23 protein-coding genes are annotated in these 24,222 nt (G+C 71.9%); 14 read left to right on the top strand and 9 right to left on the bottom strand.

Annotated elements, in window-relative coordinates; translation table 11 throughout:
• Nucleotides 1-92 precede the first annotated feature (92 nt).
• Complete coding sequence (locus tag ACZ6KY_RS32615; protein WP_469313864.1) at nucleotides 93-296, bottom strand: hypothetical protein; 204 nt, start codon at nucleotides 294-296, stop codon at nucleotides 93-95.
• Nucleotides 297-400: 104 nt separating this feature from the next.
• A complete protein-coding gene (cofC, locus tag ACZ6KY_RS32610; RefSeq protein ID WP_469313863.1) occupies nucleotides 401-1,039 on the bottom strand; it encodes a 2-phospho-L-lactate guanylyltransferase in 639 nt (212 codons plus the stop codon).
• A gap of 144 nt (nucleotides 1,040-1,183) precedes the next feature.
• Here cofC and ACZ6KY_RS32605 point away from each other — a divergent pair, with 144 nt between their 5' ends.
• The 3 genes from ACZ6KY_RS32605 (at nucleotide 1,184) to ACZ6KY_RS32595 (ending at nucleotide 4,236) form a co-directional block, all read left to right on the top strand.
• Nucleotides 1,184-1,954, top strand: coding sequence for a lysophospholipid acyltransferase family protein (locus tag ACZ6KY_RS32605; protein WP_469313862.1), 771 nt, complete (start codon nucleotides 1,184-1,186; stop codon nucleotides 1,952-1,954).
• Entirely contained in the window at nucleotides 1,951-2,961 is a 1,011-nt protein-coding gene (locus tag ACZ6KY_RS32600) for an NAD(P)H-dependent glycerol-3-phosphate dehydrogenase (protein WP_469313861.1), read from the top strand. Before ACZ6KY_RS32605 ends, ACZ6KY_RS32600 begins: the two co-directional genes overlap by 4 nt.
• 117 nt (nucleotides 2,962-3,078) lie before the next feature.
• On the top strand, nucleotides 3,079-4,236 hold the full coding sequence (locus ACZ6KY_RS32595; protein WP_469313860.1) for a D-alanine--D-alanine ligase family protein: 1,158 nt from the start codon (nucleotides 3,079-3,081) through the stop codon (nucleotides 4,234-4,236).
• A gap of 21 nt (nucleotides 4,237-4,257) precedes the next feature.
• On the opposite strand, the gene ACZ6KY_RS32590 is transcribed toward ACZ6KY_RS32595, so the two are convergent.
• Both ACZ6KY_RS32590 and ACZ6KY_RS32585 read right to left on the bottom strand, forming a co-directional pair.
• A complete protein-coding gene (locus ACZ6KY_RS32590; protein ID WP_469313859.1) occupies nucleotides 4,258-4,767 on the bottom strand; it encodes a DUF3515 domain-containing protein in 510 nt (169 codons plus the stop codon).
• 20 nt (nucleotides 4,768-4,787) lie between these two features.
• A complete protein-coding gene (locus tag ACZ6KY_RS32585; protein WP_328553205.1) occupies nucleotides 4,788-5,021 on the bottom strand; it encodes an Lrp/AsnC family transcriptional regulator in 234 nt (77 codons plus the stop codon).
• Nucleotides 5,022-5,227: 206 nt separating this feature from the next.
• Here ACZ6KY_RS32585 and ACZ6KY_RS32580 point away from each other — a divergent pair, with 206 nt between their 5' ends.
• Nucleotides 5,228-6,193, top strand: a complete 966-nt coding sequence (locus ACZ6KY_RS32580; protein WP_266763152.1) for a thiamine-phosphate kinase — start codon at nucleotides 5,228-5,230, stop codon at nucleotides 6,191-6,193.
• 323 nt (nucleotides 6,194-6,516) lie between these two features.
• Here the strand turns inward: ACZ6KY_RS32580 and rpmB are convergent, their stop codons facing one another.
• Nucleotides 6,517-6,702 carry a 50S ribosomal protein L28 gene (gene rpmB / locus ACZ6KY_RS32575; protein WP_037625034.1) on the bottom strand — a complete coding sequence of 62 codons (186 nt, stop codon included), beginning with the start codon at nucleotides 6,700-6,702 and terminating at the stop codon, nucleotides 6,517-6,519.
• A gap of 258 nt (nucleotides 6,703-6,960) precedes the next feature.
• Between rpmB and ACZ6KY_RS32570 the strand changes: the two genes are divergently transcribed.
• Nucleotides 6,961-8,805, top strand: a complete 1,845-nt coding sequence (locus tag ACZ6KY_RS32570) for a DAK2 domain-containing protein (RefSeq protein ID WP_469313858.1) — start codon at nucleotides 6,961-6,963, stop codon at nucleotides 8,803-8,805.
• 30 nt (nucleotides 8,806-8,835) lie between these two features.
• Here the strand turns inward: ACZ6KY_RS32570 and ACZ6KY_RS32565 are convergent, their stop codons facing one another.
• On the bottom strand, nucleotides 8,836-9,762 hold the full coding sequence (locus tag ACZ6KY_RS32565; protein ID WP_469313857.1) for a DMT family transporter: 927 nt from the start codon (nucleotides 9,760-9,762) through the stop codon (nucleotides 8,836-8,838).
• A gap of 81 nt (nucleotides 9,763-9,843) precedes the next feature.
• Here ACZ6KY_RS32565 and ACZ6KY_RS32560 point away from each other — a divergent pair, with 81 nt between their 5' ends.
• A complete protein-coding gene (locus ACZ6KY_RS32560; RefSeq protein WP_469313856.1) occupies nucleotides 9,844-10,791 on the top strand; it encodes a LysR family transcriptional regulator in 948 nt (315 codons plus the stop codon).
• Between the two features lie 192 nt (nucleotides 10,792-10,983).
• Here the strand turns inward: ACZ6KY_RS32560 and ACZ6KY_RS32555 are convergent, their stop codons facing one another.
• Nucleotides 10,984-14,061, bottom strand: a complete 3,078-nt coding sequence (locus ACZ6KY_RS32555; RefSeq protein WP_469313855.1) for a tetratricopeptide repeat protein — start codon at nucleotides 14,059-14,061, stop codon at nucleotides 10,984-10,986.
• Nucleotides 14,058-15,896, bottom strand: coding sequence for an HSP90 family protein (locus ACZ6KY_RS32550; RefSeq protein ID WP_469313854.1), 1,839 nt, complete (start codon nucleotides 15,894-15,896; stop codon nucleotides 14,058-14,060). The genes ACZ6KY_RS32555 and ACZ6KY_RS32550 overlap by 4 nt, the downstream gene beginning before the upstream one ends.
• A 167-nt stretch (nucleotides 15,897-16,063) precedes the next feature.
• On the opposite strand from ACZ6KY_RS32550, the gene recG reads away from it, so the two are divergent.
• The 8 genes from recG to mutM all read left to right on the top strand — a co-directional run bounded on the left by recG (nucleotide 16,064) and on the right by mutM (nucleotide 23,677).
• Nucleotides 16,064-18,280 carry an ATP-dependent DNA helicase RecG gene (gene recG / locus ACZ6KY_RS32545; RefSeq protein WP_469313853.1) on the top strand — a complete coding sequence of 739 codons (2,217 nt, stop codon included), beginning with the start codon at nucleotides 16,064-16,066 and terminating at the stop codon, nucleotides 18,278-18,280.
• A 75-nt stretch (nucleotides 18,281-18,355) separates the two neighbouring features.
• Nucleotides 18,356-18,982: a 16S rRNA (guanine(966)-N(2))-methyltransferase RsmD gene (gene rsmD / locus ACZ6KY_RS32540; RefSeq protein ID WP_469313896.1), complete on the top strand. Its 627-nt coding sequence runs from the start codon at nucleotides 18,356-18,358 to the stop codon at nucleotides 18,980-18,982.
• Between the two features lie 26 nt (nucleotides 18,983-19,008).
• Entirely contained in the window at nucleotides 19,009-19,488 is a 480-nt protein-coding gene (gene coaD / locus ACZ6KY_RS32535) for a pantetheine-phosphate adenylyltransferase (protein ID WP_469313895.1), read from the top strand.
• 99 nt (nucleotides 19,489-19,587) lie between these two features.
• Nucleotides 19,588-20,670, top strand: a complete 1,083-nt coding sequence (locus ACZ6KY_RS32530) for an ATP synthase F0 subunit B (protein WP_469313852.1) — start codon at nucleotides 19,588-19,590, stop codon at nucleotides 20,668-20,670.
• Nucleotides 20,671-20,845: 175 nt separating this feature from the next.
• On the top strand, nucleotides 20,846-21,490 hold the full coding sequence (locus ACZ6KY_RS32525; RefSeq protein ID WP_469313851.1) for a YceD family protein: 645 nt from the start codon (nucleotides 20,846-20,848) through the stop codon (nucleotides 21,488-21,490).
• Between the two features lie 2 nt (nucleotides 21,491-21,492).
• Nucleotides 21,493-21,666 carry a 50S ribosomal protein L32 gene (gene rpmF, locus ACZ6KY_RS32520; protein ID WP_006139588.1) on the top strand — a complete coding sequence of 58 codons (174 nt, stop codon included), beginning with the start codon at nucleotides 21,493-21,495 and terminating at the stop codon, nucleotides 21,664-21,666.
• A gap of 19 nt (nucleotides 21,667-21,685) precedes the next feature.
• Complete coding sequence (rnc, locus tag ACZ6KY_RS32515) at nucleotides 21,686-22,543, top strand: ribonuclease III (protein WP_469313850.1); 858 nt, start codon at nucleotides 21,686-21,688, stop codon at nucleotides 22,541-22,543.
• Between the two features lie 273 nt (nucleotides 22,544-22,816).
• Nucleotides 22,817-23,677 carry a bifunctional DNA-formamidopyrimidine glycosylase/DNA-(apurinic or apyrimidinic site) lyase gene (gene mutM, locus ACZ6KY_RS32510; RefSeq protein ID WP_469313849.1) on the top strand — a complete coding sequence of 287 codons (861 nt, stop codon included), beginning with the start codon at nucleotides 22,817-22,819 and terminating at the stop codon, nucleotides 23,675-23,677.
• Nucleotides 23,678-23,699: 22 nt separating this feature from the next.
• Here mutM and ACZ6KY_RS32505 read toward each other — a convergent pair whose 3' ends face one another.
• Nucleotides 23,700-24,146 (bottom strand): winged helix-turn-helix transcriptional regulator, encoded by a 447-nt coding sequence (locus ACZ6KY_RS32505; RefSeq protein ID WP_469313848.1) that lies wholly within the window; start codon nucleotides 24,144-24,146, stop codon nucleotides 23,700-23,702.
• Nucleotides 24,147-24,222 lie beyond the last annotated feature (76 nt).

Genomic DNA, 24,222 nt, shown 5'->3' with positions numbered 1-24,222 from the left:
AACAAACCCCCCCCCCCCCCACCCCCACCCCCCCCCCCCCCCCCCCCCCCCCCCCCCCCCCCCCCCCCCCCCCCCCCCCCCCCGCGGCATGTTCAGAACGTCTGCAGCGTGATCAGGGTGATCCGGCGCTCCGCGCCCTCGCCTTCGGTCTCGATCCGCACGCGCTGGCCCGGCCGCAGCAGCCGCAGCCCGCCGGCGTCGAACGCCGGCCCGTCGAAGGGCACCGGAGTGCCGTCGTCGAGCAGCACCTGTCCGCTGCGGGACTCGGGGTCGTACGTGTACGAGGTCGCCTGCATGGGGGCAGCCTACTGACCCCACCGCGCGGAGTGCCGTGCGAGGGACGCCGGGATCGCCCGGCCGCACGGACCCCGAACCGGCCCTGTCTGCCGCCGAGTGCCGCCTACTGCCCGGGAATCAGCAGGCGCGCCGCCGCGGCGGCCGTGCGCGGCCCCACGCCGAGGGCCAGCGCCGCCCGCAGATCGTCCCGGGTGTCCACGTCCTGGCGTACGGAATCCACCGCGTCGAGACGGAGTTCCGCGGCTCCCGAGGCGCGATGGCGGGCCCGGGAATCGCCGCCGAAAGCGGGGAGCAATTCCACGCCGGGGGAAGCGGCCAGGAGAGTGGTGCCGATTGCGGCGGCATCGGCCAGGAAAGCGCGGGGGAATTCACCGGCGGCGGACAGTACCCGGGCCAATTCCAAAGGCCGCAGAGCGGGCAGATCGGCGTTCAGGGCGGCGACCGCACGTTCGGGATCCCGGGACCGTACGGCCATCGCTCCGTGCGCCAGCGCCGCGTTGAGGCCCCCTCCCGGCTCGTCCGCGACGATGCGCGCGCCCAGCGCGGACAGTTCCCGCCCGGCCAGCGCGTCGCCCGTGACGACCGCCACATCCCGGACCGCCGCGCAGGCCAGCGCGGCCGCCACGGTGTCCTGCGCGAACGCCAGGGCGAGGCCGGGGCGCAGTACGTCGGAGGCGGTGTCCGCCAGTCTGCTCTTGGCCCGCGCCAAAGGTTTGAGGGGTACGACCAAGGTCCACCGCACGAGCGCTCCGCCCTCTCCAGTCACGCCTTATTGTGACCCGGTCACCCTGGCGGTCCGGGCGCCGGGGCGTACGGTGTTCTCGACAGACAGGCGGCCTGGAGCGACACTTGTGCGGCCCCCCAGGCTCTAGAGGAAGGTGTCCGCGTGCCCCGCCGCAGAATCGGCTTCTGGTACCGCTTCGCAGCGGTTCTCTGCAAACCGCCGCTGATGGTTCTGATCAAGCGGGACTGGCGAGGAATGGAGAACATTCCGGCCGAGGGCGGATTTATCACCGCGGTGAACCACAATTCCCACGCGGACCCGTTCGCGTATGCGCACTACCAGTACAACACCGGGCGTGTTCCGCGGTTCCTGGCGAAGGCCGGTCTTTTCAAGAAGGGATTCGTCGGCGCCGCGATGCGCGGCACCGGACAGATTCCCGTCTACCGCGAGAGCACCGACGCGCTGAGCGCCTTCCGGGCCGCGATCGACGCCGTGGAACGCGGTGAGTGCGTCGCGTTCTACCCCGAGGGCACGCTCACCCGTGACCCCGACGGCTGGCCGATGACCGGCAAGACCGGTGCGGCCAGGGTCGCCCTGCAGACCAAGTGCCCGGTGATCCCGGTCGCCCAGTGGGGCGCCAACGAACTGCTGCCCCCGTATGCCAAGAAGCCCAACGTCCTTCCGCGCAAGACCCACCACGTGCTCGCGGGCCCGCCGGTGGACCTCTCGCGCTTCTACGACAGGGAGATGAGCCCGGACCTCCTGAAGGAGGCCACGGAGGTCATCATGGCCGCCGTCACCGCGCAGCTGGAGCTGATCCGCGGCGAGAAGGCGCCCGAGAACGTGTACGACCCGCGCGAGGTGCGTATCGCGCAGCGCCGCAAGGCCGCGGCCAAGGGGAAAGCACAGCAGGAAGAAGGGCAGGGCACGTGAGCAAGCCGGTCAGGGCGGCCGTCTTCGGAACCGGATCGTGGGGTACGGCCTTCGGCATGGTGCTCGCCGACGCGGGGTGCGACGTCACCCTGTGGGCGCGCCGTCCCGAACTCGCCGACGCGGTCAACTCCACGCGGATGAACCCGGACTACCTCCCGGGGATCGAACTCCCCGAGAACCTGCGGGCCACCGCCGACCCGGCGAAGGCCGCGCGCGACGCCGACTTCACCGTGCTCGCCGTGCCCTCCCAGACCGTGCGCGAGAACCTCACGGAATGGGTGCCGCTGCTAGCCCCTGACACCGTGCTCGTCTCGCTCATGAAGGGCGTCGAACTCGGCACGGTGAAGCGGATGAGCGAGGTCATCGAGGAGGTCGCCAAGGTCTCCGCGGACCGCGTCGCCGTCGTCACCGGACCCAACCTGGCCAAGGAGATCGCCCAGCGGATGCCCGCGGCCGCGGTCGTCGCCTGCCGCGACGAGGCGGTGGGCCGGCGCATCCAGGCCGCCTGCCACACCCCGTACTTCCGCCCGTACACGAACACCGACGTGGTGGGCTGCGAACTCGGCGGCGCCGTCAAGAACGTGATCGGTCTCGCCGTCGGCATCGCCGACGGCATGGGCCTGGGCGACAACGCCAAGGGCTCGCTGATCACCCGCGGCCTGGCCGAGACCACCCGGCTCGGACTCGTCATGGGCGCGGACCCGATGACGTTCTCCGGCCTCGCGGGCCTCGGCGACCTCGCCGCGACCTGCTCCTCGCCGCTTTCCCGCAACCACACCTTCGGCATCAACCTCGGCAGGGGCATGACCCTCCAGGAGACCATCGCGGTCACCCGGCAGACCGCCGAGGGCGTCAAGTCCTGTGAGTCCGTGCTGGATCTGGCCCGCAGGCACGGCGTCGACATGCCGATCACGGAGACGGTCGTCAGCATCGTCCACGAGGGCAAGCCCCCGGTGGTCGCCCTCAAGGAGCTGATGTCGCGCAGCGCCAAGCCCGAACGCCGCTGAACCGGCAGCGCCGAACCGCCAGGTGGGCGACGCTCCGCAACGGTCGGTACGACGCTGAGCAACGGCCGCCGTGGGGCGCTGACCCACCGCCGTACCACCGGGTACTCTCAACCCGATATGAGCACCGAGAACCTCTCCCAGAACCCTGAGCAGCCGCCTCGCAAGCCGCGCGTGGCCGTCGTGTTCGGCGGCCGCAGCTCCGAGCACGGGATCTCCGTGGTCACGGCCGGCGCCGTCCTCAGCGCCATCGACCGTACGAAGTACGACGTACTGCCGATCGGCATCACCCAGGACGGCCGTTGGGCGCTCACCGCGGACGAGCCGGAACGCATGGCGATCGTCGACCGCAAGCAGCCCAGCGTCGAGCAGCTCGCCGAGTCCAGCGAGGGCGGCGTGGTGCTCCCCGTCGACCCGGCCAACCGCGAGGTCGTCTACAACGCACCCGGTTCGGTCCCCAAGGCGCTCGGCGAGGTCGACGTCGTCTTCCCGATGCTGCACGGCCCGTACGGCGAGGACGGCACCCTTCAGGGACTCCTGGAGCTCTCCGGGGTCCCCTACGTCGGCTCGGGCGTGCTCGCCTCGGCCGTCGGCCAGGACAAGGACTACATGAAGCGGGTGTTCACCTCGTTCGGCCTGAAGGTGGGCCCGTACGTGGTGATCCGGCCGCGCGAGTGGCAGCGGGACGAGTCCGCCGCCCGCAAGAAGATCGTCGACTTCGCGGGTGAGCACGGCTGGCCGCTCTTCGTGAAGCCCGCGCGCGCGGGTTCGTCGTTCGGCATCACCAAGGTCGACGACCTCTCGGGCCTCGACGAGGCCATCGCGGAGGCCCAGCGGCACGACCCGAAGATCATCGTGGAGGCGCTGCTGCGCGGCCGCGAGATCGAGTGCGGTGTCCTGGAGTTCGAGGACGGGCCGCGCGCCTCGGTCCCCGCCGAGATCCCGCCCGTGCAGTCGCACGCCTTCTACGACTTCGAGGCCAAGTACATCGACGCGGCCGACGGGATCGTGCCCGCGCCGCTCACCGGGGAGCAGACCGCCGAGGTCCGCCGCCTGGCCGTCGAGGCCTTCGAAGCGGCCTCCTGCGAGGGCCTGGTCCGCGCGGACTTCTTCCTCACCGAGGACGGCGAGTTCGTGATCAACGAGATCAACACGATGCCGGGCTTCACGCCGATCTCCATGTACCCGCGCATGTGGCGGGAGACGGGCGTCGGTTACCCGGAGCTCGTCGACCGTCTGATCCAGGCGGCGCTGCGGCGGTCCACGGGACTGCGCTGAGCATCCCGCGGGACCACGGTGTCAGTCGGCGATCCCTTTGGGGATCGCCTTCTTGACGGCTGCGGCCAGGTCGACGAGCACCCCGGAGGGATCGGCGCTCCCGGGCACCGTGACCTGGACGTACGCCAGACGCGAAGCGGTGGTGAGGCGGGTCGTCCCGTCGTCCTGCTTCTCCATCAGCCAGTCGACGCCGTTCACACCGCCGCCGACCGCCTTCGGGTCGTCGCCCGTCGCCACCTTCGGGTCGACCATCTTCGGAGGCCGCTCGACACCGCAGCGCAGTATGATCGCCGGGCTTCCCCAGCCCGCGGTCAGCGCGGACCGGGGCTCCGGGTCCTCGCGGCCCTGGCCGTCCACTGTCCGCGGCAGCGCCTTGTCCAGGTTCTGGCACAGCTCGGTGACCTTCGTGTCCGGGCTCGGAACCGCGACGGACGCGCTGTCGTCTGCTGAGGAGCAGCCCGCGATCGTGATCAGCGCCGCGAGAGCGGGCGGCCCGAGGAGAGCGGTGCGCCGGTGACGGAAGGAGTTCACCGGCCAAGGGTAGACGGGGGCTACAGGTGCACGACCGGGCAGGTCAGGGTGCGGGTGATGCCGTCCACTTGCTGGACCTTGGCGACCACCATGCGACCGAGGTCGTCGACGGTGTCGGCCTGGGCACGCACGATCACGTCGTACGGTCCTGTCACGTCCTCGGCCGTGATCACCCCCGGGATCTTGCTGATCGTCTCGGCGACGGTCGACGCTTTGCCGACCTCCGTCTGGATCAGGATGTACGCCTGTACCACGGAACCTCCAGGGCGGCCACGAGGATCATGTGGGGAAAAGGAACGCCACGGTATCGCGTTGCCGCTCGCCGCGGGGAGACCCGCGGTGACTGGGGCTCGCGCGCCGGGGTGGAGGGACTGCGCAAGTTGACGGTCAACTCGACCGTACCGAGTACTCAGACGGCTCGCGACCGGGCACGAGCAGCGACAGAGGGAGCACGACGATCATGAAGGGCACCGTGGGCGAGTTGGGGGAGTTCGGGCTCATCCGAGAGCTCACCTCGCGTCTCACCACCACCCCGGCGGTCCGGGTCGGTCCCGGCGACGACGCCGCGGTGGTGGCAGCGCCGGACCGCAGGGTCGTGGCGAGCACCGACATCCTCCTCGAAGGACGGCACTTCCGCCGTGACTGGTCCACGGCGTACGACGTCGGCCGCAAGGCGGCGGCGCAGAACCTCGCCGACATCGCCGCGATGGGCGCCGTCCCGACCGCGCTGCTGCTCGGCCTGGTCGTGCCCGCCGAGCTCCCGGCCACCTGGCCCTCCGAGCTGATGGACGGGCTGCGCGACGAGTGCCAGGTCGCCGGGGCGGCCGTGGTCGGCGGGGATGTCGTACGGGGCGAGACGATCACCATCGCGATCACCGCGCTCGGCGATCTGCGCAACCACGAGCCGGTCACCCGGGCCGGCGCGCAGCCCGGCGACGTCGTCGCCGTGACCGGCTGGCTGGGCTGGTCCGCGGCGGGGTTCGCGGTGCTCTCCCGGGGCTTCCGCTCGCCGCGCGCCTTCGTCGAGGCCCACCGCCGGCCCGAACCGCCGTACCACGCGGGTCCGGCCGCCGCCGGGCTCGGCGCGACCTCGATGACGGACGTCAGCGACGGTCTGATCGCCGACCTCGGACACATCGCCGAGGCGAGCAAGGTGCGCATCGACGTCCGCTCCGGGGACATCGACATCCCCTCCCAGATGAACGACATCGGCCAGGCCGTCGGGGTCGACCCCATCCAGTGGGTGCTCACCGGCGGCGAGGACCACGCGATCGTCGCGACCTTCCCGCCGGACGTGAAGCTGCCCGCGCGCTGGAAGGTGATCGGCGAGGTCCTCAACCCGTCGGCCCTGCCCCAGGTCACCGTGGACGGCGCTCCCTGGACGAGCAAGGGCGGCTGGGACCACTTCGGGGACATCGAGTCCTGAGGCCGCGGCGCCGGGGCGTGCCTCCGGCGCCCAACGTGCCGTCCGAGGGGTGGACTTCGGGGTCCGGAGAATGAAATGACGTGGCCCGTCGGCCCGCTGGGCGGATCGCCGCGGAACCGCTCCGGGCCGTGGCCGAGTTGCCGGCGCCCTCGTTGATCATGAGTGGGCCCGGCCCGTAAAGGGCCCGGCCCAGGGGCTCACGGACGCGGAAGGTCCCGCTGGGCGCACGCGGCGTGACGTACGAGGGCAGCAGAAAACCCGCCCACCGTGAGGTGGACGGGCTCAATGCAGACGTACCAGCAGTGGCCGCGCGCTAGCGGTTGTCAGCGCGTGACCTTGCCGGCCTTGATGCACGAGGTGCAAGCGTTCACGCGCTTCGGCGTCCCGCCCACCACGGTACGTACGCGCTGGATGTTGGGGTTCCAGCGACGCGGTGTACGGCGGTGCGAGTGCGAGATGTTGTTGCCGAAGCCCGGCCCCTTGCCGCAGACGTCGCAGTTGGCAGCCACGGGTCACTCCAAAGACTTCAGATGCACTTACGGTTGATCCCGGCATGCCGAGAATCAAGATCTAGGATCTGAGTGGCGGTGCCAGGGGGATGGCCCGATCGGATCGGGCAACTGGAGCAGCATACAACGACTGCGTCCGGAGAACGAAACTACCATGACCTGCCGGTTGCCACCGCGCCCGCCTCGGGGCCCTCTACCGGCAGTAACCCTCTCTGGGTCTACGCTGCGTCCCACGTCCAGCAGCTCAAGGAGGCGCAGGTGCCGCAGGTGCCGCAGACATTCGATGCTCTCGCGGTGCGCACCTGGTGCGGGCTCGCGCTGGAGGCCCTGGGCCGCGCGCGCGAGGAGATCGACGCGATCAATGTCTACCCGGTTGCGGACGGCGACACCGGAACGAACCTGTATCTGACGGTGGAGTCGGCGGCGGCCGCGGTCGAGGCGGTGTTCGCGGGCTACGAGGCGATGGCCGCTCCGGTGTCCGAGGCCCCCGAAGGGAACGGGGCGGCCGGCGGAACCGGGTCCGCGGGCGGCCGCGGTGTTCCCCTCGCCGCTGCCGCGCGGGCGATGGCGCACGGAGCCCTGATCGGCGCCCGGGGCAACTCCGGAACCATCCTCGCGCAGCTGCTGCGGGGCATGGCGCAGGTGCTCGCCGCCGATGGTGAGACGGCTCACACCGACGGCCAGGGCATGCGACTCGCCCTGCGGAACGCCGCCGATTCCGCCCGCAGGGCCGTCGCGCACCCCGTCGAGGGCACGGTTCTCACCGTCGCCTCGGCCGCCGCCGACGCGGCTTCCGGCGCCGAGGGGGACTGCGGCGCGGTCGCGTACGCGGCCTACGAGGGAGCCCGCGTCGCACTCGCCGCGACCACCGGCCAGCTCGCCGTCCTGGAGCACGCCGGTGTGGTCGACGCGGGCGGCCGGGGACTGGTGACGGTGCTCGCGGCGCTGGTGGAGACGTTCACGGGGGAGACGCCGGGGACGCCCGCGAGGGCTGCCGGCCTCCACGGGCCCGGATCGGTGACCGTTCCCGATGCCACGGGCGCCGCTGGTACGGCCGACATCTCGGCGGCCGGAACCGTCGGCACCCCGGACGCCCCTCCCGACGTCACCGGAGCCGCTGAAGCCGGCGCGCTGGACGCGGACGGCGCGGGCGCCTGCGTGGACGGGGCGGCGGAGGACGGTCATCCCGCCTTCGAGGTGATCTACCTCCTGGAGGCGGAGGACGCTGCCGTGGACCGTCTTCGGGCCCGGCTCGACGGACTCGGCGACTCCCTCGTCGTGGTCGGCGGCGACGGGCTGTGGAACGTCCATGTGCACGTCGACGACGCGGGCGCGGCGGTCGAGGCGGGCGTCGAGGCGGGGCGGCCGTACCGCATCCGGATCACCCACTTCGGGCTCGGCGACGTACACACCGGAGCCGGGCGTCCGCCCCGCGAGCGGGCACAGCGAGCCGTCGTGGCCGTCGTGCCGGGCGAGGGCCTGGCCGGGCTGTACACGGAGGCGGGGGCGACCACCGTGCTCGCCCGGCCTGGGGAGCCGCCGGCCAGCGGGGAACTCGTGGAGGCCGTACGACGGGCCCACGCGCGCGAGGTGGTGCTGCTGCCCAACGACGCCGATCTGCGGCACACCGCGGCGGCGGCAGCCGAACAGGCCCGCGCCGAGGGCGTCCGGGTCGCGCTGATCCCGACCCGCTCCGCCGTCCAGGGGATCGCCGCGCTGGCCGTGCACGAACCGGAGCGCCGCTTCGACGAGGACGTCGTCGCGATGACCTCGGCGGCCGGCGCCACCCGCTACGCCGAGGTCGCCGTCGCCGAACGGCAGTCCTGGACGATGGCCGGCATCTGCCAGGCCGGGGACGTCCTCGGCCTCATCGACGGCGACGTCGCGGTCATCGGCGCCGACCTCACCACCACGGCCGAGACCGTCCTCGACCGCATGCTCGCGGCGGGCGGTGAGATGGTCACCCTCGTCCTGGGCGACGAGGCCCCCGAGACCATCGCCGCGCACCTGGAGTCCCGGGTGCGGGAGTCGTACCTCGCGGTGGACACCGTGGTGTACCGGGGCGGGCGCCAGGGCGCGCTGCTGCTGATCGGGGTCGAGTAGCCGGACACGGGACGCCGCCCGCGACGGTGATCAGACGCTCGCGGGCAGCGTCTGCCGCTGGGAGGACTCCCTGGGTACGGCCGTCCGGTGGGCGCGTTCGACGGCCTGCCCCCAGTAGGTTCCGGCGACCATGAGCACGGCACCGAGGGCGGTGAGGGCCGTGAGGTGTTCGCCGCCCAGACCGATACCGACCGCGACGGCCCAGACCGGCTCGGTGCCCAGCAGCAGACTGGCCCGGCTGGCGGAACCGCGCTGCACCGCCCAGGTCTGGGCGAGGAACGCGAACACGCTGCAGAACAGGGCGAGATAGAGAAGCCGCGCCCAGCCACCGGCATCGACCCCGCCCAGCGTCGGCAGGGTGCCGGCGACCGGCACCGCGAACAGGGCGGTGCCGACGACCGTCTGGACGGCCGTGACGTGCAGCGGCCGTACGGCGCGACGGGCCGTGAGCCGCCCCACGAGCGCCACATGGGCCGCGCGGACCAGCGCGGCGGCGAGGATCAGCAGGTCACCGCTCCGGGGTGAGTGGAACCCGCTGCCGGACACCAGGAGCCCGACCGCCAGCAGACACAGGCCGGTGGCGGCGAAGTAGCGAAGCGGCAGCCCCGCCGTGCCGGACGTGCGGTCCAGCAGCGGGGTGAGGACGACGGTGAGGCTGATGATCAGGCCCGCGTTGGCCGCGCTGGTGTGCGCGACCCCGTACGTCTCCAGGACCAGGACCGCCGCCTGCGTGATCCCCAGTGCCGCCCCCACGCGGAGCTCGTCGCGTGTGCAGCGCCTCGTCCGGCGCCGGGCGGCGAGGAGGGCGACGCAGGCGGCGGCCGAGATGCCGTACCGGGCGAAGAGGACCAGCAGGACGGGGAGCGCCGATGTGGCGGTCTTGGCGGCCAGATAACTGGAACCCCAGACTGCGGCGACAAGGAGAAGCACCGCGTCGGTGCTGCGGACTCGGGACACGCCCCACACGCTCCCGCACCCCGACCCTGAAGCCCAGAGCGAAGTTCTTCACCGTCTTTTAAGCATCACTACAATGCGTGGATGAACGAGCGGCAGCTGCGGATCCTGCGTGAACTCGGTGAGCTGGGAAGTGTCACCGCCGTGGCGGAGGCGCTGCTGATGACCCCCTCGGCCATCTCGCAGCACCTGCGGCTGCTGCAACGCTCGATTCCCGTCCCGCTCACCGAACGCGACGGACGACGACTGGTGCTGACGGACGCCGGGCGGGCGCTGGCCGGAGCGGCGATCGAGGTGGAGAGCGCCCTCGCCCGGGCACGGCACTGCGTGGACGAGTTCGTCGACGAGCCGGCCGGAGACGTGTCGGTGGCCGCCTTCCACAGCGCGGCCGCCACCTTCTTCCCGGTCCTGCTGCGCGGCCGGGACCCGCGGGCGCCACGGCTCTCGCTCGCCGACGAGGACGTGGCACAGGACCACTTTCCCCGGCTGACACGGGACTACGACCTCGTAGTCGCCCATCACCTGGAACACGCGCCGCCCTGGCCCCGTACCGTCACCGCGACCACGTTGCTGCGCGAACCGCTCGACGTCGCCATGCCGGCCGACCACCCGCTGGCCCGCGCGGAGCGTCTGACCCCGCGTGATGTCGCGGACCGGCCCTGGATCACCGTGCACGACGGATTTCCGCTGATGGCGACCATCGACGCCATCGCGGCGGCCGCGAACCGGCGGCTCGACATCGTCCACCGCATCAACGAATTCTCCGTCGTCGCGGAGACCGTCGCCGCGGGAGGCGGCCTCGCCCTGATGCCCCGCTGGACCACGCGCCCGCATCCCGCGCTGGTTCTCAGGCCGCTCAGCGGGGTCCACGCCATACGGCGCATCGACGTGCTCCACCGCCCCGAACGCGTGGCACGCAAGGCCGTACGAACGGTGCTGGACGAACTGCGCCTTGCGGCGGAGACGATCCGGGGCGGCGACGCGGCGGCTTCCGACGTCGCCGGGACGACCCCCGCCGCCGGTCCGCGGTGAGACCCGCACAGCGGTCCGCGGTGCGGGCACCACACGGACGCGGCAGCAGGGGGCGACGACGTCGCCACCAGGGTGACGACGCGGATCTCGACGGCGCCCCGATCTCCCGCGCCGGACACCTGGGTGCGGGGCCGGGCCTCCGCGCCGGACACCCGGGTGCCGAGGCGCGGGGATCCCGCGCCTCGGCATCGATCAGGCCTTGTCGGCCCTCTCCATGAGCGTGAGCATCTTCTCGGCCTCGGCCCGCCGGGCCTCGGCGACCTGCCCGTCCAGCCGCGCGCACGCGGCGAGGACCACGCGCGCGCGTGCCGTGGCGGACTCGTGCCGACCCAGGTCGGCCTCCAGCCAGCCGGCCGCCAACTCGGCGCCCGTCCGGGCGTCGAGCAGGTCGTCCCCGAGGGAGGCGAACACGGCGCTCGCCAGGGTGAGATGCCCCAGAGCCTCCTCGAACGCCTCCCGCGAGGCGGCCTCCTCCGCGTCGTTCGGCACGGAACGGGCCACCAGATCCCCGAACTGACGCTGGGTGTGGCCGAGTTCGGCGACGATACGGCGCCGCGCCTCCTCGTCCTCGAGTGAGTCGTCCGGCACGGCCGAGTGTTCGGCCTCCAGCGAGAGGGGCGAGACCGAGGTGACCGGCGAGCCCGGCGCGGCCGACCAGTTCTCCACCGCCGACTCGCACTCCTGGACCGCCGCGCCCATCAGCTCCCGCGCCCCGTCGAGCCCGCCGTCCAGCCGGGCCGCGGCCCAGGCGCGTGCCCGGAGCGCCCGGACCAGCCCGTGGACGTTGCCCAGCTCGCGCCAGAGGTCGCCCGCGCGGGCGTACGCCTGATCCGCCTGGGCGGCCATCCCGGCGCGCCCGAGAGCCTCGGCCGCGAGGTGCGCGAGCATCGCGTGGTCGCGCTGCTCGGGCCAGTGCCGGGCGACGTCCGCGGCACGCAGCCAGTGCTCGGCGGCCTCGCGGTGCTCGCCGAGCTCGGTGAGGCAGTCGCCGAGCCACCAGCGCGTCTGCACGATCGAGCCGTCGCCATGTGTCTCGCCGGTCAGATCCGGCAGCGCCGACTCCAGGATCTCGGCGGCCTCCGCCCACCGCCCCCGGCGGACCAGGAAACCACCGAGCTGGTGCCGCGCCCAGGCCCCGAACGTGGCGGCCTCTCCCGCTTCGTCGGCCCAGTGCGCGGCCTCCAGGGCGTGCTCCGAGGCGGGCCCGAACCGCCCGGTGGCGGCGAGTATCTCGGCGAGCCGGAGATGCAGCTGCGCGCGGCCGGCCGGCTCCAGGTGGGACCCTCCGTGGTCCAGCGCCGCGCGCGTCGCCCGCTCGGCCGCCTCCGTGTCGCCGAGGTGCATCGCGATCCCGGCGAGCCGGGAGTCGTACTCGACGGCGAACCACGGCAGCCCGGCCGCCACGAACCCGTCGACGGCGAGCGACAGTAGTTCGGCGGCTCCTTCGGCGTCATCCGCGCGGGCCGCGAGCTCCCCGAGCATCGCGTACGCCTCGGCGGCCCGAGAGGCCAGCGCCACGTCGTCCCCGGCATGCGGCTCCGCGAGGGCCAGCAACTCCCGCGCGGCCTCCTCGGCGGCGACCATGACATCGCCCTCGGAATCGGAGCCGGCGTCGGAACCGGTGTCGGCGAGTGGCTGTCCGCTCTCCGGACCTGCCTCCAGCTCGTCCACCCGTTGCATCAGCGTCCGCGCCCGCCCCACCAGCACGGACGCCGTCTGCGACACCCCGGTCCCGCCCTCCGCGAAGAGGACCAGCACCTGCTCGCGCAGCTCCACGACGGTGTCCAGGACCTCCGCGGCCCCGCCGGACAGCGCCTGGACGTACGCGGCGCGGGAACGCGCCGCCAGCGCCTCGCCCGGGTCGCCCGCCTCGGCGTACAGCTCGGCGGCCCGGAGGAAGAGGTCGGCGCCCCGCGGCCCGCGGCCCATCGCCGCGTGATCGGCGATCTCCGCGCGGTCGCGGACCTCCAGCTCCTGGCCCTCGGCGGCGCGCGAGACAGCCGCCCACGCCTCCACTGCGTCCGGGTTCCGCCGCGCCGAGAGCCTCCGGGCCTCGGCGAGCAGCGCGTCCAGACCGGGGCCGGCGGCCTCGGTCACGGCCCGCGGCACGGGAGCGGGGGCCGTCGACGGCAGGGGAGGTCCGGTGCGCGCCGGGCGCGTGGAGCGCACCCCCAGCGGCAGCCGGTCGACGAGCGCGGGCCGGTCCATGCGCGCGACGGCACGTTCGCTGACGTACGACGTGCCGTTGCGGGCGTCGAACCGCGCGGCCAGCGCGAGCGCCTCCCCGCGCGCGTGCACGGCGAGTCCCGCCGCCGTCCACTCGCGCCCGGCAGGCCCGGGAACCGGCTGTCCGCCGAGCCCGAGGGAGGTCAGACGGTCCATGGTGAGCGCCACCACCGCCATGAAGTCCAGCTTGCTGCGCGGGTCCCCGGAGTCCGTGAAGTAGGCCGGGCGCTCCGCGAGCAGTTCCAGGGCGCGGGCCTCGTTGCCGGTGAGGGCGCAGAACTCCACATGGTCCGCGTACGCGCCCCGCATGCTCTCCATGGCCCGCACCAGCCGGAAACCCCGCAGATGGTGGGCGCGCGCCTCCTCGGCCCGCCCCAGACGCAGCAGCGGCAGCAGGGAGGACGCGAGGACGGTGTGCGGCTCGTGGGCGCACGTGTACTCGCCCTCCAGCACCGGCGCCCACAGCTCCAGCGCCGCCACGTCCGCGCCGCGCGCCGCCCGCCACCAGCCCTGCCCGTGCAGCTCGCACGCGTGGCAGTCGGCCATCGAGTCACGGTCCGCGGCCATCCAGGCGGTGTACGCCCGCTCGGCGCGCTCCAGGTCGCCCAGGTGCGCGGCGACGCTGAACTCGGCGCTGCGCACGGCCCGTTCGGAGTGACCGGCGAGACGGTAGCGCCGCTCCATCTCGCCGAGCCACTTCTCTATGGAGGCGAGCGGAACGTGCGGCTGGTCGAGCATGCCCGCCGACATCCACTTGAAGACCCAGTGCAGCGAGTGGGTCTCGAACTCGTCGAAGTCCTCGGGGTGTTCGTCCCACATGCGCAGCAGACGCGCGAAGGGGACGAACATCTTGCCCTTCTCGGAGCTGTAGTTGTAGACCTTCAGCTGGTGTCCGAGCGCCTCGATGACGGCGAGCGGGATGTTCAGCCGCTCGGCCTCCACGAGCAGTTGCTCCGCGCGCGCGTTGCGGCCGGGCCCCTCCGGCTGCTCGTAGTTGTCCGCCATCGCCCGGCGCAGCGTGTCGAAGTCCATGGCCGGGGTCATCGGCGGTCGTCCTTTCCGGGGTCGGTGTGCGTGGCCCATTCCAGGAGGCCGATGAAGGCGCGGTTGAGGAGCGCCGAGTCCGCGGGCCGCAGCGGGCGCTGGGCCATCAGCAGGGCCTGTCCGTAGAGGGACTCCGTGGCGGTGCCTATCAGGTCCGGGTCACCGAGTGAACTGATCCTGCGGATCAGCGGGTTGAGGTGATTGAGGACCAGCCGCGCGCGCGGGGCGCTGCCGCGCAGCGAGCCGAGAATGCCCGCCCACAGATCGTCGGCCTGATCCTCGGCCTCCGCGCGGGCCTGCTCGTGGCGGGCCGCCCGGTCGTCCAGATGCAGGGCGGGCACCGACATGGGGTGGAAGGCGCGCAGGACCACATCGCAGTTCAGCGGGTCGAGTCTGGCCCGCGCGACCCCCAGGAAGGCCGACAGGGCCAGTTCCTCGGCCGGGTCCACCGCGTCCAGGTGAGCTGTCACGGTGTCCGCGTCCAGCTCCGAGACGACCGTCCCGGGGCGCACGGCGGGCAACGCCTCGATCAGCTCGCTGTCGTACGTGTAGCCGCCGTTGACGACCCCGACACCCTGCGCGGAGGCGATCGGCGCGACCTGCCGGTACTCCTCCACGGTCCGCGTGAAGTGGATCACCGGGTGCCGCTGCGCGAACTCCTCCAGCGACAGCCGTCCGTCGGTCGTCTCGAAGGGCAGCCACGGCAGCATCGTGCGCAGCATCTCCGCGTCGTGCCGCGCCAGCGACTTCACACCCAGGTGGTGCACCGACAGGAACGCGGCCAGCCGCTCCGGATCGCCCGCCGCGAGCCCCGTCAGCCAGGACCGGATGCGCTCGCCCAGTGCCTCCCGTACGGTGGCCAGGGTCTCGTCCTCGTACAGCGACTCGCGCGACGCGGTGGGCCGCAGACTGTCCGTGTCGAGGACACAGCGCACGAAGAACGCCCAGTCGGGCAGCAGCTGTTCGGCCCGCTCGGTGAGCAGCATGCCCTTCAGGTGCACGCGGTGGCTCGCGCGCTGGGCCGGGCTGACCGCCGACGGCAGGACGTAGGCCACGCCCCGGATCCCGGCGAGCGGCACGTCCAGGTCGATCGAGTCCAGCGGAGTGAACCCGAACAGGTCGTGGCAGTGCCGGGCCAGCGCGACCCGTCGGCCGGCGGGACTCGGATAGGGCCGGTCCCAGGGCGCGGGAAGGTCCGCGATCGGCTCGTCGCCCACGCGCACGTCGTACGGCAGCAGCGCGCCGAAGTCGCGCGCCAGCGAGCGGACCCGCTCCTCGCCCAGCCACTCACCGGCCCCGGCGCGCGCCACCAGGTGCACGGTGGTGCCCGGTTCGGTGCGCGCCTCGTGCGGCAGGGTGCGCACGGTGTACGAGCCGTCGTCGGCCGCCGTCCACTCGACGGGCGCCGCGTCGGGCGTCCGGGCGCTGCGGCTGACCACCCGGATGCGTTCGGCGACGACGAAACACGCCAGCAGCCCGATGCCGAACTGGCCGAGGAAGTCCGAACGCGCCGACTCCAGGCCGTCGTTCCGCTTGGAGCTGCGGCCGATGGTCGCCAGCAGGCTGTGCACGTCGGACTCGGTGAGCCCGATGCCGGAGTCCTCCACGCGCAGGGCGCCGCCCTCGGCGTACAGGCGCACCGTGGCCGGGGCGTCCGGCTGCTCCGCGCGCCGCGCGGTGATCGCGTCGACGGCGTTCTGCAGCAGCTCGCGCAGATAGACCTTGGGACTGGAGTAGAGATGATGGGAGAGGAGGTCGACCAGACCGCGCAGGTCGACCTGGAACGTATGAGGAGACGGGGAGGCCTGGGACGGCTGTGAGGTCTGGGATTCCATCGTCGCTGCGCCGGTGGGTGGGGGGACGTGCGACGGCGCGGGGTCGGGCGGTCCCGGGGGACGGTGACCGCGAAGAGGGCCGGAGCGCGTCATCCTAGGCCCGGAACGAGCCGTCTGACCAGCGGATTTCCGGGACGTATACGGCAATGTCAGTGCCGTGGTGTGCAATGGATCTCGTGCCCGTGCTCGAAGAACCACTGAAGAAGGCGCTCGGTCCCGCCACCGCGAAGGTGATGGCCGAGCACCTCGGCCTGCACACCGTCGGCGACCTGCTGCACCACTACCCCCGCAGATACGAGGAGCGCGGGCAGCTCACGCACCTCGCCGACCTGCCGCTGGACGAACACGTGACCGTGGTCGCCCAGGTCGCCGACGCGCGCCTGGCCACCTTCGCCTCGTCCAAGGCGCCCCGCGGCAAGGGCCAGCGCCTCGAAGTCACCATCACGGACGGCAGCGGCCGCCTCCAGCTCGTCTTCTTCGGGCACGGCGTGCACAAGCCCCACAAGGACCTGCTCCCCGGCACCCGCGCGATGTTCTCCGGCAAGGTCTCCGTCTTCAACCGCCGCCTCCAGCTGGCCCATCCGGCGTACGAACTGCTGCGCGGCGACGGCGACGAGGCCGTGGAGAGCGTCGACAGCTGGGCGGGCGCCCTCATCCCGATCTACCCGGCCACCGCCAAGCTGGAGTCCTGGAAGATCGCCAAGTCGGTGCAGACGGTGCTGCCGAGCGCCCAGGAAGCGGACGATCCCCTGCCGGACTCGCTGCGGGACGGCCGCGGCCTGGTCACCCTCCCCGAGGCCCTCCTCAAGGTCCACCGCCCGCACACCAAAGCGGACGTCCACGACGCCCGCGCCCGCCTCAAGTGGGACGAGGCCTTCGTCCTCCAGGTCGCCCTGGCCCGCCGCCGCCACGCCGACGCCCTGCTCCCGGCCGTCGCCCGCGTCCCCGCACCCGACGGCCTGCTCACCGCCTTCGACGCCAGACTGCCCTTCACCCTCACCGACGGCCAGCAGAAGGTCTCCAAGGAGATCTTCGACGACCTCGCCACCGAACACCCGATGCACCGGCTGCTCCAGGGCGAGGTGGGCAGCGGCAAGACCCTGGTCGCCCTGCGCGCCATGCTCGCCGTGGTCGACGCGGGCGGGCAGGCCGCGATGCTCGCGCCCACCGAGGTGCTCGCCCAGCAGCACCTACGGTCGATCACCGAGATGATGGGGGAGCTGGCCGAGGGCGGCATGCTCGGCGGGGTCGAGCACTCGACGAAGGTCGTGCTGCTCACCGGTTCCATGGGGACGGCGGGCCGGCGGCAGGCGCTGCTCGACCTGGTCACCGGCGAGGCCGGGATCGTGATCGGCACCCACGCGCTGATCGAGGACAAGGTCCAGTTCCACGACCTGGGCCTGGTCGTGGTCGACGAACAGCACCGCTTCGGTGTCGAGCAGCGCGACGCCCTGCGCGGCAAGGGCAAGCAGCCCCCGCACCTCCTGGTGATGACCGCCACGCCCATCCCGCGCACGGTCGCGATGACGGTCTTCGGCGACCTGGAGACCTCCGTCCTCGACCAGCTGCCCGCCGGACGCTCCCCGATCGCCAGCCATGTCGTCCCCGCCGCCGACAAACCGCACTTCCTCACGCGCGCGTGGGAGCGCGTGCGCGAGGAGGCGGAGAACGGCCATCAGGCGTACGTCGTCTGCCCCCGCATCGGTGACGAGGACGACGACCCGAAGAAGGGCGCCAAGAAGAAGACCCCCGAGGACGAGGCCGAGAAGCGCCCGCCGCTGGCCGTCCTCGACGTCGCCGCCCAGCTCGCCAAGGGCCCCCTCCAGGGCCTCAAGGTCGAAGTCCTGCACGGCAGGATGCATCCCGACGACAAGGACGCCGTCATGCGCCGCTTCGCCGCGGGCGAGACGGACGTCCTGGTCGCCACGACGGTGATCGAGGTCGGGGTGAACGTACCGAACGCCACCGCCATGGTGATCATGGACGCCGACCGCTTCGGCGTATCCCAGCTCCACCAGCTGCGAGGCCGCGTCGGCCGCGGCTCGGCAGCCGGGCTCTGCCTCCTGGTCTCCGAGATGCCGGAGGCGAGCCCGGCCAGACAAAGGCTGAACGCGGTGGCCTCGACCCTGGACGGCTTCGAGCTCTCCCGCATCGACCTCGAACAGCGCCGCGAGGGCGACGTCCTCGGCCAGGCCCAGTCCGGCGTCCGCTCCTCCCTGCGCATGCTCGCCGTCATCGAGGACGAGGAGATCATCGCGGAGGCCCGCGAGGAGGCCACCACGGTCGTCGCGGCGGACCCGGACCTCAAGGGCCTCCCCGGCCTGCGCACCGCACTGGACGCCCTGCTGGACGAGGAACGTGAGCAGTACCTGGACAAGGGCTGAGCCGGGACCTGGACAAGGGCTGACCGGGTGCCTGGGCAAGGGCTGAGCGGCGACGACCGGCCGACGGCTGAGAGACTGGGAGGAACCGACACACCCCCAGCGCAAAGGACCCTCATGACCCGCGTGATCGCCGGCCGGGCCGGCGGACGCCGTCTGGCCGTCCCGCCGGGCACCGGCACCCGCCCCACCTCCGACCGGGCGCGCGAGGGCCTCTTCTCCACCTGGCAGTCCCTGCTCGGCGGCCCACTGGAGGGCGAACGCGTGCTCGACCTGTACGCCGGCTCGGGCGCCGTCGGCCTGGAGGCGCTCAGCCGCGGCGCCGGGCACACCCTGCTGGTCGAGGCGGACGCCCGCGCGGCCAAGGTCATCCGCGACAACGTGAAGTCGCTCGGCCTGCCGGGCGCCGAGGTCAGAGCGGGCAAAGCGGAGCAGATCGTCCGGACGGCGGCGCCGGAGGCACCGTACGACCTGGTCTTCCTCGACCCTCCGTACGCCGTCGAGAACGACGATCTTCGGGAGATCCTGCTCACACTCCGGACCGGGGGCTGGCTCGCGGAGGATGCGCTCGTCACCGTGGAGCGCAGCACCAGAGGCGGCGAATTCGGCTGGCCTGACGGTTTCGAAGCCGTCAGGGCCCGTCGATACGGCGAAGGCACGTTTTGGTACGGTCGCGCCGCCTCTACGTGCGAAGACGCACGATGACCGGACCGGAGAGCGAGGGACCACTGTTGCGCCGCGCCGTCTGTCCGGGGTCATTCGACCCCATCACCAATGGACACCTCGACATCATCGCCCGCGCCTCCGCGCTGTACGACGTCGTGCACGTCGTAGTGATGATCAATCAGTCGAAGAAGGGCCTGTTCACGGTCGACGAGCGGATCGAGCTGATCCGCGAGGTCACGGCCGAGTTCGGCAATGTCCAGGTCGAGGCCTACCACGGCCTCCTCGTCGACTACTGCAAGCAGCGGGACATCCCGGCCATCGTCAAGGGCCTGCGCGCGGTCAGCGACTTCGACTACGAACTCCAGATGGCCCAGATGAACATCGGCCTCTCGGGCGTGGAGACCCTGTTCATCCCGACCAGTCCCACCTACAGCTTCCTGTCCTCCTCGCTGGTCAAGGAAGTCGCGAACTGGGGCGGCGACATCTCCCATCTGGTGCCGCCGCCGGTCCTGGTGGCGCTCAAAGAACGACTGGGCCAGGACTGAGCGACTGACAGTCCGTCACCCGGTGTCGGACGGTGCGGGAGTGGTCGTACAGTCGACCCGTCCGTCTCCATCACAGCTGTAGAGAGTGGCGAACCCACGGTGGACGTGCAGAAGAAGCTCGATGAGATCGTCGCGGCGGTCGGCAGTGCCCGTTCCATGCCCATGTCGGCCTCGTGCGTGGTCAACCGCGCCGACCTGCTGTCGATGCTGGAAGAGGTGCGCCAGGCGCTGCCCGGCTCCCTCGCCCAGGCGCAGGAGCTGATCGGCGGCCGCGAGGAGATGGTCGAGCGGGCCCGTCAGGAGGCCGAGCGGATCATCGAGACCGCGCACGCCGAGCGGGGCTCCCTGATCTCCGACACCGAGGTCGCCCGCCGCTCGCAGAACGAGGCGGACCGGATCCTCGCCGAGTCCCGCAAGGAGGCCGAGGAGATCCGCGCCGAGGCCGACGACTACGTCGACTCCAAGCTCGCCAACTTCGAGGTCGTCCTCACCAAGACCCTCGGCTCCGTCGGCCGCGGCCGCGAGAAGCTCCTCGGTGCCGGTCCGGGCCTCGACGAGCAGGGGTACGAGGACGAGGACGCCCCCGAGCGCAGCCACGACCCGGAGACCCTGCGCCGCAACGCCGACGAATACGTCGACATCAAGCTCGGCGCCTTCGAGGCCGTCCTCGCCAAGACCCTGGAGGCCGTCGGTCACGGCCGGCGGAAGCTGCACGGCCGGATCGCCAGCGACGACCTCGGCGATCTGAGCGCCTTCGGGGAGGACGGAACGTCCGGCGCGCACACCAGCGACGCCGACTACCTGGCCGGCCTGGCGGAGCTCTCCGACGCCCCCGAGCGGCCCGCCCAGGCACCGGAGCCGGCCGCCCAGCAGTCCTACGGGCAGCAGCAGGAGGCGTACGCCTACCAGCAGCAGACCGACCCGTACGGCTACCAGCAGCAGTACGCCCAGCAGCAGGACGCGTACGGCTACCAGCAGGCCGACCCGTACGCCGCCTACCAGCAGCAGGGCTACGACCAGCAGCAGACGTACGACCAGAACCAGCAGCAGGTCTACGCCCAGCAGCAGGCCCACGCCATGGACCAGCAGAACCACGCCCTCGACGAAGCCAGCCTCTTCGACACCAGCATGATCAGCGCCGAGCAGCTCAGGGCGTACGAGCAGGGGCGCGGCGGCCACTGACCACCGGGTCGGGAGAGGCGCGTACCGGCGGGCGGGGCCGAGGGTACGGACCGGATTGGGCCGAAAGCGAAAGGTCCAGTATCCTGGCTCTTCGGTCGCGTGTACGTCCGCGATCCACGCTGCCCGCGGGAGACCAAGGGCGGCGTTCCCTTGAGTTCGAAGATCGAAAGCAGGAATGGCTCTGAACGCCCGCCTCGACCACCGCAATCCTCTCGTGTTCGACACGCACGAGCTGGGGCGGCGTCCTGGCGCGCTCCAGCGCCTGACCCGCACGATCGACGCTCCCACGGATCTGGGGATCCAGGGTGTCATCGGAGTGCCGGAAGGCGCCCCGGTGGAGCTCGGACTCCGTCTGGAGTCGGTCATGGACGGGGTGCTTGTCACAGGCACCGCCCGTGCATCGGCCAAGGGGGAGTGCGTAAGGTGTCTGGAGCCGCTCGAGCAGGCGCTCAGAGCGGATTTCCAGGAGATGTTCTCGTACCCTGACGCCGATGACCGGGGCCGCCCCAAAGCGGAGCCGGTCGACGACGCCGAGGACGACGAGGACACGCTCTTCCTCGAGGACGGCCTGTTCGACCTCGAACCCGTGCTGCGTGATGCGGTGGTGCTCGCACTGCCGATGCAGCCGGTGTGCCAGGACGACTGCCCCGGCCTGTGCTCCGAGTGTGGAGCGCGGCTCGCGGACGACCCGGAGCACCACCATGACGCCGTCGACATCCGTTGGGCGGCACTGCAGGGACTCGCCGGTTCACTCGAAGATGGCGAGAAGGACGAGTTGAGCGGCGCCGAAGCTGGCGTCGACGAGAAGCAGGAGAAGTAGCCGTGGCTGTTCCGAAGCGGAAGATGTCGCGCAGCAACACGCGCCACCGCCGGTCGCAGTGGAAGGCTGCGGTCCCCACCCTGGTTGCGTGCGAGCGCTGCCACGAGCCCAAGCTGCAGCACATCGCGTGCCCGGCTTGCGGCACCTATAACAAGCGCCAGGTCCTCGAGGTCTGAGCGGCTGGTGAGAGGTCTGATGTCTGACGCCAAGGCGGATCCAACCGCCAAGAAAAAGGCGGACAACACAGCCTCGTCCCACACGCTTCTGGAAGGGCGGCTCGGCTACAAGCTCGAGTCCGCCCTTCTGGTGCGTGCGCTGACCCACCGTTCCTACGCGTACGAGAACGGCGGTCTGCCGACCAACGAGCGTCTGGAGTTCCTCGGGGACTCCGTACTGGGCCTCGTGGTCACGGACACGCTGTACCGCACCCACCCCGACCTGCCCGAAGGCCAGCTGGCCAAGTTGCGGGCCGCGGTGGTCAATTCTCGTGCGCTGGCGGAAGTGGGCCGCGGCCTCGAACTCGGCTCCTTCATCCGGCTCGGCCGGGGCGAAGAAGGCACGGGAGGCCGGGACAAGGCGTCCATCCTCGCCGACACCCTTGAAGCGGTGATCGGCGCTGTCTATCTCGACCAGGGACTGGAGGCGGCGGGCGAACTCGTCCACCGGCTCTTCGACCCACTGATCGAGAAGTCCTCGAATCTTGGTGCCGGCCTGGACTGGAAGACCAGTCTCCAGGAGCTCACGGCGACCGAGGGGCTCGGAGTTCCCGAGTACCTGGTCTCGGAGACCGGCCCGGACCACGAGAAGGTCTTTACTGCTGCCGCCCGCGTCGGAGGCGTCTCGTACGGCACCGGCACCGGCCGCAGCAAGAAGGAGGCGGAGCAGCAGGCCGCGGAGTCCGCGTGGCGTGCCATCCACTCCGCCGCGGACGAACGCGCGAAGTCGGCCCAGGCCGCCGAACAGGTGGCTCGTGCCGCCCAGCAGGCGGCTCAGGACCTCGAGGAGACCGCCGACGCCTCCTCGACGCCGACCACCGACACGGCCACGGCCTGAATCCTTCACCCATCTGAAGTACCGCAGTACCTGTAGGACCCGCAGTACCAGCAGTACTGGACCCCGTCGCAGCGCTCTCGCGCCGCGGCGGGGTCCGCGCGTTGCCCGCCCCGTCTCGCTCCGGGGGAGGGGGAGCGGACCGGCCCAACTCCTCGGCGGCAGCGTGCCGCTGAGCCCGGACGAACCGCTCGCCACCGACCGTCGACAGCTGACGACGAGCGCGATGTACCCTTCCGGCATCACCCGCTCAGCCCGCCCCTCAGGAGGAGTCCCGTGCCCGAGCTGCCCGAAGTCGAAGTCGTGCGGCGGGGCTTGGAGCGCTGGGTCACCGGGCGGGTCGTGAAGTCGGTGGACGTACGGCATCCACGGGCCGTACGGCGGCATCTGGCGGGGCCCGACGGCTTCGCGAAGGCGCTCGCCGGACACCGGGTGGGTGAGGCGATGCGCCGCGGCAAGTACCTGTGGCTGCCGCTCGACGACTCGCCGTTCTCCGTGCTCGCGCACCTCGGTATGAGCGGCCAGCTCCTCGTGCAGCCGGAGGACGCCGCCGAGGAGAAGCACCTGCGCATCCGCATCCGCTTCGAGGACGACCGGGGCACCGAGCTGCGCTTCGTCGACCAGCGCACGTTCGGCGGGCTGTCGCTGCACGAGAACACTCCGGACGGCCTTCCCGACGTCATCGCGCACATCGCCCGCGACCCGCTCGACCCCCTGTTCGACGACGCCGCGTTCCACAGCGCGCTGCGGGCCCGCCGTACGACGATCAAACGCGCCCTGCTCGACCAGTCACTGATCAGCGGCGTCGGGAACATCTACGCGGACGAGGCGCTCTGGCGCTCCAAGCTGCACTACGAACGCCCGACGGGCACCATGACCCGGCCGCGCACCGCCGAACTCCTCGGCCACATCCGCGACGTCATGAACGACGCCCTCGCCGCCGGCGGCACCAGCTTCGACAGCCTGTACGTCAACGTCAACGGTGAGTCGGGCTACTTCGACCGCTCGCTCGACGCGTACGGGCGCGAGGGGGAACCCTGCCGCCGCTGCGGGACGCCGATGCGCAGGCGGGCCTGGATGAACCGCTCCAGCTACTTCTGCCCGCGCTGCCAGCGGGCACCCCGCCCCGGAGCCTGACTTCCGCCTTCGGCCTGACCCCTTACGCCCCGCGCTGGGCTTCGAGGGTCTCGTCGTAGCGCCCGCGGGCCTCCAGGACGTCGTCCATGCGGCCCTCGACGAAGGTGATGAGAGCCAGCAGCCGCTCGGCGACCTCGCGGCCCAGCGGCGTGAGGGTGTAGTCGACGCGCGGCGGGTTCGTGGGCCGCGCGTCGCGGTGCACCAGACCGTCGCGCTCCAGCGCGTGCAGGGTCTGCGAGAGCATCTTCTCGCTGACGCCGTCGACCCGGCGGCGCAGTTCGTTGAACCGGAACGTGCCGTCGTACAGCGCTCCCAGCGTGAGCGAGCCCCAGCGGCCGGTGACGTGCTCCAGCGTGCCCCGGGACGGGCAGCCGCGGGCGAACACGTTGTACGCGAGGTCCTTGCCGTCGGCGCACACGGTGCTCTCGTCGCTCTCGGCGCGCTCCGTGATCCGCGCGGACGATTCCATACGACCAGCATACTCAGCCACAGCGCTACCCAGAGGGTTGCACTAACTTCTGGTGAGCGCCCGGTGCTTGGCGCCC

It is taken from the genome of Streptomyces sp. NPDC042002 (assembly GCF_055588305.1).
This window is presented reverse-complemented; position numbering and strand designations above follow the sequence as displayed.